The sequence below is a fragment of the Falsihalocynthiibacter sp. CO-5D18 genome (assembly GCF_041205445.1).
Lineage (GTDB): Bacteria > Pseudomonadota > Alphaproteobacteria > Rhodobacterales > Rhodobacteraceae > Falsihalocynthiibacter > Falsihalocynthiibacter arcticus.
In genome coordinates this window covers 127,605-142,950 of record NZ_JBGFCF010000001.1, presented here as the reverse complement: position 1 = coordinate 142,950, position 15,346 = coordinate 127,605, and the positions used below count along the sequence as shown (strand labels likewise).

Annotated in this window: 16 protein-coding genes; 13 read left to right on the top strand and 3 right to left on the bottom strand. The window is 52.1% G+C overall.

Going from position 1 to position 15,346, the window contains the following annotated elements; genetic code table 11:
• The first annotated feature begins 98 nt into the window (after positions 1–98).
• The 6 genes from AB9F27_RS00665 (at position 99) to AB9F27_RS00640 (ending at position 6,756) form a co-directional block, all read left to right on the top strand.
• Positions 99–1,136, top strand: coding sequence for a C-terminal binding protein (locus AB9F27_RS00665; RefSeq protein WP_335583604.1), 1,038 nt, complete (start codon positions 99–101; stop codon positions 1,134–1,136).
• A gap of 84 nt (positions 1,137–1,220) precedes the next feature.
• Positions 1,221–2,237 carry a TRAP transporter substrate-binding protein gene (locus AB9F27_RS00660; protein WP_335583605.1) on the top strand — a complete coding sequence of 339 codons (1,017 nt, stop codon included), beginning with the start codon at positions 1,221–1,223 and terminating at the stop codon, positions 2,235–2,237.
• Between the two features lie 71 nt (positions 2,238–2,308).
• Positions 2,309–2,905 (top strand): TRAP transporter small permease subunit, encoded by a 597-nt coding sequence (locus tag AB9F27_RS00655; protein ID WP_335583606.1) that lies wholly within the window; start codon positions 2,309–2,311, stop codon positions 2,903–2,905.
• Positions 2,898–4,226 carry a TRAP transporter large permease subunit gene (locus AB9F27_RS00650; RefSeq protein ID WP_335583607.1) on the top strand — a complete coding sequence of 443 codons (1,329 nt, stop codon included), beginning with the start codon at positions 2,898–2,900 and terminating at the stop codon, positions 4,224–4,226. Before AB9F27_RS00655 ends, AB9F27_RS00650 begins: the two co-directional genes overlap by 8 nt.
• A 39-nt stretch (positions 4,227–4,265) precedes the next feature.
• Positions 4,266–5,873 carry a GMC family oxidoreductase gene (locus AB9F27_RS00645; protein ID WP_335583608.1) on the top strand — a complete coding sequence of 536 codons (1,608 nt, stop codon included), beginning with the start codon at positions 4,266–4,268 and terminating at the stop codon, positions 5,871–5,873.
• Between the two features lie 34 nt (positions 5,874–5,907).
• The gene (locus tag AB9F27_RS00640; protein WP_335583609.1) at positions 5,908–6,756 is read left to right on the top strand and encodes a fumarylacetoacetate hydrolase family protein; all 849 of its coding nucleotides are present in this window, start codon (positions 5,908–5,910) and stop codon (positions 6,754–6,756) included.
• 83 nt (positions 6,757–6,839) lie between these two features.
• On the opposite strand, the gene AB9F27_RS00635 is transcribed toward AB9F27_RS00640, so the two are convergent.
• Together AB9F27_RS00635 and AB9F27_RS00630 are read right to left on the bottom strand one after the other, a co-directional pair.
• Complete coding sequence (locus AB9F27_RS00635; protein WP_335583610.1) at positions 6,840–8,246, bottom strand: hypothetical protein; 1,407 nt, start codon at positions 8,244–8,246, stop codon at positions 6,840–6,842.
• A 94-nt stretch (positions 8,247–8,340) separates the two neighbouring features.
• The gene (locus tag AB9F27_RS00630) at positions 8,341–9,636 is read right to left on the bottom strand and encodes a hypothetical protein (protein ID WP_335583611.1); all 1,296 of its coding nucleotides are present in this window, start codon (positions 9,634–9,636) and stop codon (positions 8,341–8,343) included.
• 72 nt (positions 9,637–9,708) lie between these two features.
• Here AB9F27_RS00630 and AB9F27_RS00625 point away from each other — a divergent pair, with 72 nt between their 5' ends.
• From AB9F27_RS00625 to AB9F27_RS00595, 7 genes are all read left to right on the top strand, one after another.
• Positions 9,709–9,957, top strand: coding sequence for a hypothetical protein (locus tag AB9F27_RS00625; protein WP_335583612.1), 249 nt, complete (start codon positions 9,709–9,711; stop codon positions 9,955–9,957).
• 366 nt (positions 9,958–10,323) lie between these two features.
• Complete coding sequence (locus tag AB9F27_RS00620) at positions 10,324–10,773, top strand: curli assembly protein CsgF (protein WP_335583613.1); 450 nt, start codon at positions 10,324–10,326, stop codon at positions 10,771–10,773.
• Between the two features lie 56 nt (positions 10,774–10,829).
• Entirely contained in the window at positions 10,830–11,891 is a 1,062-nt protein-coding gene (locus tag AB9F27_RS00615; RefSeq protein WP_335583614.1) for a CsgG/HfaB family protein, read from the top strand.
• A gap of 115 nt (positions 11,892–12,006) precedes the next feature.
• Entirely contained in the window at positions 12,007–12,480 is a 474-nt protein-coding gene (locus tag AB9F27_RS00610; protein ID WP_335583615.1) for a hypothetical protein, read from the top strand.
• Between the two features lie 96 nt (positions 12,481–12,576).
• Positions 12,577–13,152: a hypothetical protein gene (locus AB9F27_RS00605; RefSeq protein WP_335583616.1), complete on the top strand. Its 576-nt coding sequence runs from the start codon at positions 12,577–12,579 to the stop codon at positions 13,150–13,152.
• Between the two features lie 8 nt (positions 13,153–13,160).
• Positions 13,161–13,526, top strand: coding sequence for a curli-like amyloid fiber formation chaperone CsgH (gene csgH, locus AB9F27_RS00600; protein ID WP_335583617.1), 366 nt, complete (start codon positions 13,161–13,163; stop codon positions 13,524–13,526).
• A 13-nt stretch (positions 13,527–13,539) separates the two neighbouring features.
• Positions 13,540–14,301 (top strand): hypothetical protein, encoded by a 762-nt coding sequence (locus AB9F27_RS00595; RefSeq protein ID WP_335583618.1) that lies wholly within the window; start codon positions 13,540–13,542, stop codon positions 14,299–14,301.
• A gap of 88 nt (positions 14,302–14,389) precedes the next feature.
• On the opposite strand, the gene AB9F27_RS00590 is transcribed toward AB9F27_RS00595, so the two are convergent.
• A complete protein-coding gene (locus AB9F27_RS00590) occupies positions 14,390–15,091 on the bottom strand; it encodes a GntR family transcriptional regulator (protein ID WP_335583619.1) in 702 nt (233 codons plus the stop codon).
• Positions 15,092–15,346 lie beyond the last annotated feature (255 nt).

Genomic DNA, 15,346 nt, shown 5'->3' with positions numbered 1-15,346 from the left:
CTCCTTTACCAAGCATGAAAAAAACAGGATTGACAAGTTATTAAAATTCTAGAATTCTAGAATAACAAATAATGATATCCACACCCAAGAGGACTCACATGCCCCGCTTTCGTCTCCTGACCCCCGACGCACAATATCCAGACGACGCTCTGATCGAACGGGCGACAGCCGGAAATAATATCGATTGGGATATATTCCGCGAACGCGAAATTCACCGTATTCCGCAAACGGTTCTGAACTCCTGTGATGCGATGGTGGTTTGGCACGAGATGCCCGTTACCCGTTCGATGATCGCTCAATTGGAGCGTTGCAAAATCATTGTTCGGGCCGGGGTAGGCTTTGATCATATCGATTTGGATGCTGCCGCAGAAGCGGGCATTCCCGTCTGCAACACGCCTGATTATGGCACCAGCGAAGTCGCCGATCACGCAATTGCGCTGATGTTGAATTTGCGGCGTGGCATTGGCTCCTACCACCGAAATCTCATGCAATCTCCGCAGACAGGCTTCGATCACGCGCGCGCTCCTCTCTTGGGGCGGCTAAGAGGCAAGACCTTTGGCGTGGTTGGCTTGGGGCGTATCGGCATTGCTGCCGCCCTGAGAGCGAAGGCGTTTGGCATGCGGGTTTTGGCCTATGATCCGCTGGTTTCGCGCGGCACCGAAATCGCTGTGGGTGTCGATAGATGTGAGTCCATCGACGAGCTACTCGCGCAAAGTGACGTTGTAAGCTTGCACTGCCCGCTAACGCCTCAAACCCACAATATGATCAACGCCGAGCGCTTGGCCAAAATGCAACCACATGCTGTTTTGATCAATACGGCGCGGGGCGCAATCATTGACATCAACGCGCTTTTGACCGCTTTGCGCGCAGGCACAATCGCTGGTGCAGGCATCGACGTCTTGCCCGTTGAGCCCCCATCCCCGACCGACGCATTGGCGATTGCCTATGCAAACGGCACGGATCCCCTTGTGGGAGAACGTTTGTTTGTCACCCCCCATGCGGCATGGTCCAGCCCCGAGAGCGTCGCGGATGCACGCCGCCTTTCTGTTGAAACTGCGGTGCGGTTTTTGCGCGAAGGCAAGTTGCGAAACCTTGTGAACACCCCCGCCACGAAACGCGTAAGGGATATCGCCTAACGCGCCAACTCCGACGGGGTTGACGCCACGATATGATCCAAGGGCATGGGATCACGTAAACATGTCCGTTCTAGGGAGGAAACCATGAATAACAAACACTTAAGTACACTTATTGCGGCTTGCCTATTGGGCGGCACCGGCGCCATGGCGCAAGAGCACCAATTGACGTTCCAATCCGTAGACCCCGCTGGAAACCCAAACTTTGCCATCCAACAGGCGTGGACAGCGCGCGTGGCAGAAATGTCTGGCGGACGGATGACGATTGATCTTCTGCCCGTAGGCGCGGTGGTCGATTATATCGAAACGCAAGATGCCGTTGGGTCTGGCATTTTGGATGGGCACATCACCGATGTGAGCTATTTCGCGGGCAAAGACCCCGCCTTCGGACTTATTGCCAATCCGATTGGCGCTTGGTCTGCTCCGGATGAAATGTTCCGTTTTATCAACTATGGCGGCGGCTATGAACTCATGAATGAACTGGAAGGCCCCTATGGCCTTCACTTCATCGGGGCGACGACGACGGGCCTTGAAGGTTTTGTTTCCAAAGTGCCGCTCGACGGCGTTGCCGACCTCAAAGGTCTGAAAATGCGCGCGCCAGAAGGCCTCATTCAAGAAGTGTTTGCGGCGGCGGGCGCGGTTCCTGTCAACCTGCCCTACTCCGAGGTCTACACGTCGCTCGATAAGGGCGTGATTGATGCTGCGGATTCGACTGTTTTCTCGACCAACCATCAGCAAGGCTTGCATAAAGTTGGCAACCACCCCGTCTATCCTGGTTTCCACTCCATGCCACTGGTCGAAGTCTCGATGAACTTAGATAAATGGAATGCTTTGCCCTCTGATCTACAAGCAATCTTGACGGTTTCGGTGCGCGATTTTGCACAGGACGCCGTGGCAACTTTGTCGATGAATGACCTAAAAGCCTTCGCCGAAGCCACAGCCGATGAAAACATCACCGTCCACAATTGGTCTGCCGAAGAGCGTGCAAAGTTCCGCACAATCGCGATGGATCAATGGGAAAAAGTGGCCGCACGTTCGCCGAATGCACAAAAGGTCTATGACCAATTGACCGCTTATCTCGCGTCGCAAGGCCTACTGGAATAATCCAAAGCCTCGGGCGCACGCGTTGCGCCCGAGCATCCGCCATCACACCCCTTTGACACGATTGGCCCCTCATGTCCCGCACCCCCGAAACGACTTCGGCCATTGAGCCGTTGCCCCCCGAATTCACGGCTCAAGAGGCCCTGCCGCAAGCAGGCTGGTTGGGCAAAGTAATCACCTCAGTCGCCCGCGTTTTCGCTGTCGGAATTTTGATCGCGATGGTTGTCCTCGTTGTGGAGGTTTTCCTACGGTATGTGTTCAATGCGCCCACGGTATGGGCCCATGAAACAACGACATTCCTGAGCGCTGTGACGTTCATTTTTGGCGGATTATACTGTGTTGCGCGCAATTCGCACATCCGCGTGGTGCTGATCTATGACGTCGTTCGCTCGCCCGTGCGCCGCATCCTCGATATCCTCATTTCAATCGCCTGCCTCTGCGCCAGTCTGTTCTTCGCATGGGCCGCATGGCTTATGGCGCTCAAAGCAATCTATCGCCCTGATGGTAGTTTCTTTCTCGAAACCAGTGGCAGCGCGTGGAATCCGCCAACACCTGCCCTTCTTAAACTGTTTTTGCTGGCCGTCCTCATCACGATGAGCGTCCAATTCCTCATCCTTACCTTCAATTACGCACGCGGCCTCACCCCGCCAAAGAGGCATGAAAATGTTTGAACTTCTAGACTTCGGACTTAACCTAAAATCACTCGGGATTGAGTGGGGCACGCTGTTGATGTTTGTGCTGCTGGTCGGCCTTTTGCTCACGGGTACGCCCTTGGCTATGGTCACACTTCTTGTGGCGCTCATCTTCGCAATTGGCTGGTTTGGGCCAAACTCCGTCCCCCTGATTACCAGCCGCGTTTACAGCTTTGTCTCGTCGTTTGTGTTTGTTTCGGTCCCGATGTTTGTCCTGATGGCGGCCATCCTTGATCGCTCTGGCATTGCACGCGACTTGTTTGATGCTATGAAACTGGTGGGCGGACGTCTGCGTGGTGGTGTGGCAGTTCAAACGATTTTCGTGGCGGTTATTCTTGCGGCCATGAGTGGCATCATCGGTGGCGAAATTGTCCTGCTCGGCTTGGTTGCCCTGCCCCAAATGCTGCGGCTCGGCTATAATCGACGACTAGCAATTGGCGTGGTTTGTGCTGGCGGCTCGCTTGGCACAATGGTGCCCCCGTCGATCGTTTTGATCATTTACGGCCTCACAGCAAATGTCTCGGTCGGCGATCTGTTTACAGCCTCGTTCCTGCCTGGATTTATGCTCGCGGGGTTCTACATCCTCTACATCCTCTTTCGCTCCTATATTGACCCGAACGCGGCACCACCGCCCCCCATGGAGCGCACGCCTTTCAAAGACCAATTGCCTCTCCTGCGCGGGTTGATATTGCCCATGTTGGTCGTCGGCTTCGTGCTTGGATCAATCTATGGCGGCATCGCCTCGGTAACCGAAGCCTCCGCCATCGGGGTTGCGGGCGTCATTGCCTCAACAATCTTACGGCGCGAATTTTCATTCCGTATGCTCTTAGATTCCGCGCTACACACACTGGCCACAGTCGGAATGATTATGTGGATTGGCATCGGCGCGAGCGCCTTGGTTGGCGTTTATAACCTCATGGGAGGTATCCGCTTTATCTCTACCCTCATCACAGGTGTGTCAGACTCCCCCACCGTCATTATCCTGTTTATGATGCTCATTCTCTTCATCCTTGGCATGTTCCTTGATTGGGTCGGGATCGCGCTTTTGACCATGCCGATTTTCGTGCCGATCATCAAAGACCTCGGATATGATCCCGTCTGGTTTGGCGTATTATTCGCGATGAATATGCAGGTGTCATTCCTCACACCGCCCTTTGGTCCGGCCGCGTTCTACCTCAAAAGCGTGGCACCACCGGACATCTCACTGGGTGAGATTTTCAGATCACTTGTACCATTTATTTGCCTCCAAGTGATCGCGGTTGGCTTGCTGATTATCTTTCCAGCACTCGCCATCCATTAACTGCAAACGCCGTTACATCTCGAACAATTGGAATTGACTATGACACGCAGTTTAGACGGCGATTACGACTATATTATCGTGGGGGGCGGCACGGCGGGATGCGTGCTGGCAAACCGCCTCTCGGCCAATCCCCGCACAAGGGTCTTGCTCCTAGAGGCAGGCGGACGGGATACCTACCCATGGATTCACATTCCGGTCGGATACCTCCGCTGTATTGGTAATCCGCGCACCGATTGGATGATGTCGACCACCCCGGAAAAAGGGCTAAACGGACGTGCTTTGGGCTATCCGCGCGGCAAGGTCTTAGGCGGATGCAGCTCAATCAACGGTATGATTTACATGCGCGGCCAAGCTGCAGATTATGACGGCTGGGCGCAAATGGGCAATACGGGTTGGGGTTGGAGCGACGTCCTCCCCTATTTTGTCCGCTCCCAAGATCGCCCAGATGCAGACGGAATAACCCACGGCCAAGGCGGCGAATGGAAAGTCGCGCGCCAGCGTTTGAAATGGGACATTCTGGATGATTTCCAAAATGCCGCGACGCAAATGGGCATTCCATCAACCACCGATTTCAACGAGGGCAACAACGAGGGCGCAGGGTATTTTGAGGTCAATCAAAACGGCGGCCGCCGGTGGAGTACCGCCCGCGCGTTTCTCAGCCCTGCCCTAAAACGGCCAAATCTACGCCTGATCACCCATGCCTGCGTGCAACGGATCACGTTTAAAAACGGTCACGCCACAGGTGTGGAATTTTCGCACAAAGGCCGCGTACAGCATGCGATAAGCCAAGGCGAGGTCCTGCTCACGGCGGGGGCAGTTCACTCTCCCGCACTGCTTGAGGCGTCAGGTATTGGCCAAACCACACGCCTCAGAGACATGGGAATTGATATGGTGCATGCCAGCCAAGAGGTTGGTGAAAACCTTCAAGACCATTTGCAATTGCGGATGATTTTCCGTGTGCAAAACGCACGCACGCTCAATCAAATCGCCAACTCTGTCACGGGTAAAATCGCGATGGGACTCCAGTATCTTTGGAACCGTTCGGGGCCGTTGTCTATGGCACCTAGCCAGTTCGGTATTTTTACGCGAAGCGACCCCAGCTTGGCCACTCCCGACCTAGAATACCACATTCAGCCCCTCTCAACCGACCGTCTTGGTGACCCTTTACACCCCTACCCTGCGGTCACGGTGTCTGTGTGCAATCTGCGACCAGAAAGCCGTGGTTCAACCCATATTTCGACAAAACATCACACAAAACAGCCCGACATTTCGCCCCACTATCTCAGCACTGAGGGCGATCGCGCCGTGGCATTGCGCGCGCTGCGTCAAGCCCGCGATTTGATGACGATGCCCGCTTTGCAAAAATACGCACCGCACGAAAACCTTCCGGGGGCGCACATTGCGGACGACGCGAACTTAACCCGGGCCGCCGGCGATATTGGCACCACGATCTTCCATCCCGTCGGCACGTGTCGAATGGGCAGTGACGACACTTCTGTGGTTGATCCTGAACTGCGCGTGCGGGGCCTGTCGGGTCTTCGCGTGGTCGACGCCTCGATTATGCCACGGATTGTGTCGGGTAATACCGCCTCCCCCGTCGTGATGATCGCAGAAAAAGCCGCCGACATGATCCTCAAATCGGCCTAGCACGGCTCCCTCCCAACACTTGAAAGACATACCTATGAACCTTCTCCGCCATGGTCCCGTGGACCAAGAAAAACCCGGTTATCTTGATTCAGAAGGCCGGATACGCGACCTCTCAAGCCTGATTTCCGACTTCACACCTGAGACACTCTCGCGCACGACCCTCTCGATGCTTGCGAATACAGATCTGTCCACGATGCCTGTAGTTTCGGCCAAGACGCGCATTGGGGCCTGTGTAGGCCGCGCCCGAAATTTCTATGCCGTTGGCCTGAATTACGCGCGCCATGCCCGCGAAACCAACAATCCCGAACCCGTCGAACCCGTGCTTTTCTCAAAGTCTACATCCTGTATTTCTGGCCCAAATGATCCCATCATCTTGCCGCGTGGATCGCAAAAAACCGATTGGGAAGTTGAACTCGGCGTCATAATTGGGCGCAACTGCGCGTATGTGAGCGAGGCCGAAGCCCTTGAGTATGTCGCAGGCTACTGTACGATCAATGACGTAAGTGAACGCGCCTTTCAAATTGAGCGTGGCGGCCAATGGATGAAGGGAAAATCAGCCCGCAGTTTCGGCCCCATTGGCCCATGGATTGTCACTCCGGATGAGATTCCCGATCCGCAAAACCTCACCCTCTCGCTCTCGGTCAATGGCGAAACCTATCAAAACAGCTCGACTTCGGACATGATTTTTAGCGTTGCTGAGATTATCTCCTACATGTCGCGCTTCATGGTTCTACGGCCCGGGGATATTATCGCGACGGGCACGCCCGAAGGGGTCGGCCTTGGATTATCCCCGCCTAAATTCTTATGTGATGGCGACGTTGTTGATCTAGAAGTGTCCGGCCTCGGCAGCCAAACGCAACTGGTCACTAGCCTTACTTTCTGATCCTGCGGGAGGGTCTCCAAAACGCTCTCGATTCCTAGGATAACCTTTTGGTTATTCTAGGCATTCATGCGAACCGCCTGCGCCTATTGTTTAAAGCCAGCGATATTTCCGTTGCCCGATTGCAGAAGCCACGCCACGTTCATACTGCCCATTTGAATAAATGCCGCCTGATTGGAATCTCCAACGACGCCCAGAGAAATCCTGTTGTAATCCCCGTTTTGCTGCGCCGCTGCCATGTTCCGGTTTCCGGTGATGGACAGAGTTGCAGCATTGCTTGTGCCAACTTGTTCAATGGTTCCGGCAGCCAGCCCAAGTTGGGCGTTCCCAGAAAAAATCTGGCTTGGATCATTGTTGAAATCACCCGTCACCGAGATTGTCGTAGAGTTGGTACCGAATTGTGTGACGTCAAAAAAGTTACTGTCGCCGATAACGGAAACATCCGCGTCATTTCCGCCGCCAAGGCCACTATTATACCCCTGCTCAACCCTGAGATCGTTCCCGTCCCCATCGACGAAAAACAGCAGATCGTTTGAACCTTCTTGCAGTCCAAGGACCTCATTGTCGCTGCTCAGGCCAACTATATTGAGAAATGCACGGTTGGTGCCTATTTGACCGACACCGATATTGTTGCCATCGCCGAGTATTTCCGATGCGGTAATGTCATTTTCCAAACCATCTTGACGGAACCCGATTTGGTTGGAGTTTCCAGAGATCGTAAGGAAGCCAATTGAGTTTTTACGCCCACCTTGAAAAACCCCGAAACGGTTAAAATCGCCACTAACCATGAGGTTCATCTCGTTGCCGTTCGCGCCTAAAGCGTCATACCCGACCCGCTGGATAAGAGAGTTTGCTACCGCCCTAGAGGTAAGGGCAGGCCCCGTAAGATCTCCGCGACCATTAAAAGAACCGCTGAAATTGGCGACAATGATGTTTTCTTTGAATTGCGCCGCCGTCAGCGACCGTTGCTCAACGAGAGCGACAGTGTTTTGTTCGCCCGTTTGCGTAAGGATTGCCACCTGTCCGGGCATTCCGCCGAGCTGCTCTTGAACCACGAGCGAAATCTTGTTGCGATCCCCCGCCCCGTCCAGACCCTGTTGAATGGTTAAACGGTTTGCGCCTTCTGGAATCGCGCCCAATGCGGACTGTTGAATGCTTCCGACTATGTTTAAATTGGAATCCTGATCGATAAGAATGGTGTTGAAGATCGAAGGCGTCGCCGAATTGCCTGCCTGATCGACTCCCAGCCCCTCGAGGCCGATAACATTGTCTTCGCCAGTCTGTGTAATTGTTAGATCGTTGTAATAGCCATTTTGCAAAACAGGATCGAGCTCTGTGCCGACCTGATTTGCGGAGCCTAACTGAGAAATCAGCCCAGTGTTATCCGCTCCAATTTGATCAACGAACGCCAGATTGTTATCCGCCGCATACGCCCAACTTAGGGGACCGATTGTCAAAACCCCCAGCACAACCACAAACCGAAATGAACGCATATACAAGAACCCTAAATCAAATAACCACGGGGCACATTCTTGCACCCCGTGGTCGTTTTTTTAAGCGAAGCCGTGGCGACGCCTTCAGTCATAATTACTGAACAATGCCAGCGATGTTGTTGCTACCAGATTGGCTAAAGGTCGCTGAGTTATCGCTGCCCATTTGGACAACGACTGATTGGTTGCTGTTGCCGTTCACGGTTGCGGAGATGTTGTTCCTATTGCCGTCTTGCACCATTCCGAACAGGTTGTTGTCGCCTGTGAGTGAAGCATTCACGATGTTATCGTCACCAAGCTGGATCACAGCGCCTTCGATGAAGAAGGGTGTCAAACCTGCTGCTGCAAGTGCGTCACCCGCAAGAACAGGCGTGCTGGTTGTTGATCCATTGCCGTTGCCGTCGACAAACACGGTCGCATCGTTTGAATTGCCGAACTGGCCAACCCCAAAGGCGTTACCGTCTTTGAGAGCCGTGACCGATGCGGTATTGGAAATGCCCAGTTGTAGGACACCAATATTGTTGTCGTACCCGTCAATTGCCGCCACAGTCACAACATTGGTCCAGCCGCCTTGAACTACTCCCAATTCGTTGCGGTCGCCATTAATAGTAAGCGTACCAACGCCATTGCCGTTGCCCGCTTGGGTGACACCAAATTGGTTTTCATTACCTGTAATCAACAGGTTCATGCTGTTGTTGCCTTGTGACACAAAAGAATACCGACCACCTTGGTCCAGCACGCTAGTGTTTGCGCCACTGAGTGCCGCGAAACCCGACAAGGTTCCCTTGCCGTTGTCGTCACCCGAAATTTCGGCCGTCATTGTGTTGCCATTTCCGCCTAAAAAGGTGGTGCCTTGAGTGGCCTTGTCGATGTTGTTGCGTGAGCCGGTCATAGTAAGCGTCGCAACGCTTCCGTTGGAGCCACCGTTGCGTTCTTGTACAACACTACCGATCGAGTTGTCGTCACCGCCGGATTGCTCGATTGTCAGTGTGTTCCCAGAAGTATATCCGCCACCGTAGCGTGTAGCTTGCTGAATTGAACCAACCGAGTTTCTGTCTGAGCTCTGCTCGATTGTAGCAGCGTTGCCGTTTGCTTTTTGTGCCAGTTGGTTCACACCAGAGCCAGTCAAGCCAATTTCGTTGTCGTTACCGCTTTGATCAATGTTCAGGCTGTTGCCGGACACATAGAGATGCAGCGATTGTTGCTTCATTTTATCGCCTGCTGAACCAGCCTTGTTCCGCAATCCGCCGCTTTGGTCAACCAGCGCAGAGTTGTTAAAAGTCGAGCCTTGGGAAAGCTGTTCTAAAAATGCTTCGTTTTCATCGGCAAAAGCCACACCAAACGAGAGACTTAGTGCTGTGGTTGCAAAAAGTGAGATTTTAATAACGTTCATTTTATTTCCTGTCAGAGTTAATTTATTACACATACTGATCTATTTCAGGCGCAACCTGTAAGCAGCAGCACCATGCATCACTCCGTTTCTCGCGAAGCCTTTGCAGCAACAGCAGGGTTCGCCATTGCATATCTCTCTTTCGAAATCAGCCAGACGGCTGTGAAATGGTACGGCCTCCAAATTTCTGCCGAGTTTTCGAATAAGTCCGAAGTTGAGACAGAAAAGTGTCAAAAACAAGATAAATTTCTTCCCATGCCCAATTTTAGCCTCATTTCAAAACAAATCAGGAAAATTACAACCTTAGGTGGTGGACGGTTTTAGCAGCGAGCCACCATTAGGCAAAAAATCGATACAATAACAAAAACTTATTGCGCAAACAAAACATGTAATTTTAGCGATTCGTACCGAATTTCATTTAAACTGAGGGCCTAGAAAAGAGCTTTCGGGCAGTAACTCCCTTCCAAAACTTGCAAAAGGTGAACTATTTTTGGGCATATTTTCGCCTAAATCGTATCATATTGACAACAAATCCAACCTCATTTGCCCGTATTGGAATCGTTAACCTAGCAACACGTTGCCGCAAAATTGCATTGATGGCCTAATAAGTCGGTGTATATGACTTTCCACTGATCTCGCTGCTATTGAGAGATCAATTTGGGCGCGTTTTAGTATTTAGGGTTTGTGAATATGAAAAGTATAAGTTTTGTTGTCGCTGCGATGTTTGTCACAGCGTCCCCAGCGATAGGGTCGGAAATTACATATCAACCTGTAAATCCCTCCTTTGGCGGTTCCCCCCTAAACTCCTCTCACCTTATTGCAACAGCAACCGCCCAGCGGGATGCAACGGCTCGGAACGCAAACCAGAATTCTGGCACCTCCGGGACGGAAACTGACACGTCAAGCTCTCAGGCAGATCTCTTTGTAAGACAGCTTGAAGGTCGCCTGCTCTCCGCTCTTGCAGGGCAAGTGACAGAGGCCATTTTTGGCGACACGGGGTCTGAAGGTGGTTCTATTACCTTCGGCTCGACCCAAGTTACCTACGAACGCACGCCCGAGACTATTCGACTACTCATTACAGATTCATTAGATGGCACCGTTACCGAGATTATTGTGCCCCAGCTTTTGACGGACTCTTAAACAAAAACTCAACCGTATTTAAAGTTGGGACAAATAATCGAGCAGGGACTTGTTTAATGAATTTTGATAGTTTTTCTTTACCAAGCGGCCTTCGGGCCATGACAAAACTAGCCGCAATCGCAGGTGCAACGGCACTTGCGGGATGCACACCAGCCCCCTCACCGTTCTTCGGGGAAGCTCAACCAACACTCGTTGCCCCGACGCAGCAGAGTATGGCGCTGCGCACCCTGCCATCACCGATACAGCGGATGAATGTTGCTGTGTACGATTTCCCCGACTTGACGGGTCAATATGAAGAGCGCGAACTGGTTCAGTCGTTGTCACGCGCCGTTTCCCAAGGTGGGTCGGCAGTTCTGATAAAAGCATTACAAGATGCTGGTGAAGGGCGCTGGTTCTCGGTTTTGGATCGCGCCAGCCTTCCCGATCTTGTGAGAGAGCGTCAGATTTTGACAGAAATGCGCCGTCAATATCGCGGCGAAGACGAAGTTAATCCAGCGGCACTTGGCCCCCTCCTCCACGCGGGTATCATTCTGCAGGGCGGGATCGTAGGCTATGACAGCAACACACAAACCGGGGGTGCGGGCGCTCGTTTGCTCGGAGTCGGCGCAAATTCTGAGTGGCGGACCGATACGGTCACTGTAAGCTTGCGCGCAGTTTCGACCTCCACTGGTGAGGTTTTAACCAACACGATGGCGCAAAAATCGATTGGGTCTTCCTTGATCCAAGGGAGTATCTTTTCTTATATCGAACTTGATGAATTGCTCGAAGTTGAAGCGGGTATGAGTGCGAATGAACCGCGTTTGATTGCCTTGCAACAGGCGATAGAGAAAGCCGTTTACAGCATGATAATTGAGGGCGCGGAGAAAGGGATTTGGTCTTTCTCTGATAAAGCAACTCAATCGCGATTGATTGCAAAAAATAAGAGCGAAAAACTCGGCGCATACTCCGCTTACGCCCGATTGGCCAAGGCCCCTCAAACGCGCAACCCAGCGTCGATAACGCAAACGGTTCCGAAAAAGAAGGACGTCGCGCCTGCCTCGGTTGTACGTGAACTTACACCGGAAACTGGGGCTGTCAGATTGCCGACCCCGCCGGTTGACGACGAGGTTCTCGGCTAAATCTAAACAACACATTAAACCGCCTCACCTGCATCAAATTTCTGCCACAATATAAGCGCCAACTGCCAGCGAACACGAAACGGGCGAAAGCGTCCGGCTGGCAAGGGGTGAAGCTATGTCGTGCAATATTTTTGGGGTATCTCGGTATCTTATTCTAGCATTTGTGATGAGTTTATTGGCAGCAGGGGTTGGGAATTCCGCGCCAGAGGGGCGGGATACAGTTCTGATCACGGGCCTCGACAACTTTCTACATATCGAAAGTACGTCGGGAAACACTCTCTCCTTAACAGTAACGGGGAGCGAGAACGGCGGTCTGGGGCGCACTTGGGACTCAAACCCATTGTTGCTCCCCTCACTGAAACCTGGAAACATCCTTCAAAGTGGGGACCGCAACACCATGGACATAGATGTTTTGGGGACGAATACACTCTTTTCGGTCGTTCAAAATGGAAACGACAATTCGATACGCGGATATTCTTCAGGCACGTCCAACGCCTTTACCGTCGTCCAAAGCGGGCAGCAGAACCAAGCTGTTTTCTCGCAACAAGGTAGCCGAAATTCGTTGTCGATTTTTCAAGGTTCGTGGTAACGTCCTTATATTATGGATAGAATCATTAAAAATTTAAAAATTTCCGCTATTTGCGTTGCAACTTCTGTCATTGGCGCCCTTGGGGGTGCCCCGGTAATGGCTGGCGATGGCAACTACTTGTATTTGGTTCAGGACACTCAGGACAGTCTGCTGGGAAATACCTTGCAGATTGATCAGTCTCTCGCCACGAATTCTAGCGTCGCAGGTAGCTTGAATGGATTTATGCCAGCCCTTCAACTAGGGGGTGGAAACAGTGCGAACATTACTGTTGAGAACGAGAGGGCAACTGTTCTCCTCAACCAAGATAACAGCTTGGCGCCAAGCCTGAGCGGAAACGCTGCGACGATATTTGGCGGCGAACTGGCCGTGGTGGCACTTGAGCAACTTGGCAGCGGAAACCTCGGAAATATTGAGGTGACGGGACGCGGCAATATAGGCTCGCTTTCCCAAACCGGAGATAGAAACAACGGTAGTGTTTTGGTGAGCGGCACCAGTAATTCCGGTACGTTGAACCAAGTCGGTAACGACAATACTTATGGTCTATCTGTGTCCGGCAGTGCCACAAATGTAACGTTCAATCAGGTTGGAAACAACATGACGGCAACAGGTTCCCCAACTGTATTTTCCAATGCTGGCACCGTTGTGATTACGCAAACCACCCTAAGTAGATAGCGTCAAATATGCGCAGATTTTCTGCAGTTGTATTGGCCGTTATGCTTCTAAGTGCGCCTGCAAGTGGCGATATTGCGATCGCTGAACTTTCTGTCGTCCCTCAAGAGTCCAAAGTTGTCATAACGGGCCGCGTACTTGGCTTGTCCGAAGGCGTTGTCGAAGCAGAAATGATCGTTTCCAAGGGAGACGCATCGGGCACCGCGAACCTGCGGCAGTCTGGTGAATTTCAGGTCCGCGCTGGCAGCATCGACACCATTGGCTCAAGCGGCATTAACCTAAATGACACCACCACATTGAAAGTGGTCCTTATTGTAAGATCCGAAGGTTTGGAGATCGCGCGCGCGACTTCAGATATAGAACCAGGAAAACATTAAATTGGGTAAGAAAATGAAATCGAAATTATGTCTATTTGGGCTTATAAATTCACTTGTTCTTTGTTTTTCCATGCAGGCAGCAGCACAATCTAAAGAGATGTTTTTAGAGGCTTTTTCTGGTCAATGGCTGATATTTGACACGTCGTTTTCAACCAGCCCCGCTCCGTGTTCCTTTGAGCTTACGAATGTGATTGAACTGCGTGGCGTGGTTGAAGAATCTCAATTGCGCCCCTCCGGTACCTCCGAAAATTGTGTGGCCCCTTTTGACAGTGTCAAAGCATGGGATATCGAAGACAACCAACTTGCCCTCTATGCTGAAAATGACGCTTTGATTGCCCGCCTCGGAGGCAACCAAAACCGCGTGACTGGCGACGTCGGGTACACATTTCGCAGCGTTATTTTAGAGCGTGCGAATGGCGCCCCAGAGAACGCCAAGTTCAGCCAAGCCCTTCGCGAACACCGGTGTATTTACAAAGGCTACACGGCTGAATGCGCAACAAAAGAGGAATTGGCCCTGCCTGTTTTCACAGAGGGCGGCGGCGTTATTTCCTCGGTTGAATTGCTTGTGAACCTAAACGTCCGCGAACAACCACGAGGGAATTCGCTCTCGGTAGGGACGCTGCCAAAAGGCACCTGCCTCAAGGTCAACTATTGCACAACAGCCTCTGACGGAATTTGGTGCCGCGCGCGTTTCGGCGAAGCTGCAGGCTGGATTAAGAAAACGATGTTGCGAAAAGATGAATGGCCGATTGCAACTTACTTAAACGCCTGCTGATTTCATTTGGATCGAAGGGGACAGGGTTTTAAGTCAGAATGAACAGAAACCACCTTGCCCCAAGCAAACTTTTCGTCTGGACTAACAATTAGCGTTGTTCTAAGGCGCGATTTCTCGCACTTGTAATGTGTTCCCGCATGGCTTGACTGGCTTTGGCAGCGTCGCGCACCTTGAAAGCCTCAATGATTTTGATGTGTTCAAGCATTGTCGGAACAATCACCGCGAGGTTTAATTGCGTCTGTTCTTGCTTAATCAATCGGATTTTAATCATATTCACGCGATAAGCGTCGTTGATTATCCGATTGCCAAGCGCATCAACAATCGTCGCGTGGAAGCCCCAATCAATGGATTGCGCCCGCGCAACGAGTACGGGTTGAATGCCTCCTGTAGCCGCGGCGTCCTCACATTCCTGAACAATTGCAACATGTTCCTCATAGAGACGCGCGACATCGCTATTCGATGCATTTTGAGTGAATAGGGATGCGGCTTCTACCTCGATGAAAAGCCTAAACTCGAACGCATCGCGGATCAGGTTGAGATCGACGTGCGCTATCTGCATCCCGCGTTTGGGAACAGTCTTGATCAATCCTTCAGATTCAAGCCTCGGGACCAATTCGCGAATGGCACCAAGACCAAGCCCCGTCAACTCGACTAACTCTCGTTGTGATACAAATTGACCCGGCCGAAGGGAGCGCGCCAAAAGATGCTCTGTGAAACTGCCATAGGCTTGCTCGCGCAAACTGTTGGTTTTACCTTCGTCGGGCTTTGGGATCGGTTTCGAAGTTTTCATTTGGCACCTCCAGTAAGAACGATTAAGTGACTTTTGACGCCCTTGCGACCTAACTTCAGATTAACATGTCACACGGATCATCCGTCGGAAAGCCAATTTTCCCCTCAAGTGACCTTCGGCGTCCCCATTCGAAACCAGCGTTTTAAAATGACGCACGCGGGAGGCCCAATCATCGCCCGCAAAAGAAGGCGCCCCCACCCATCAAGGTTTTTCCACAAGCACTTTAGTTCATGTGGCCGCACGTCTAGCGAAAAC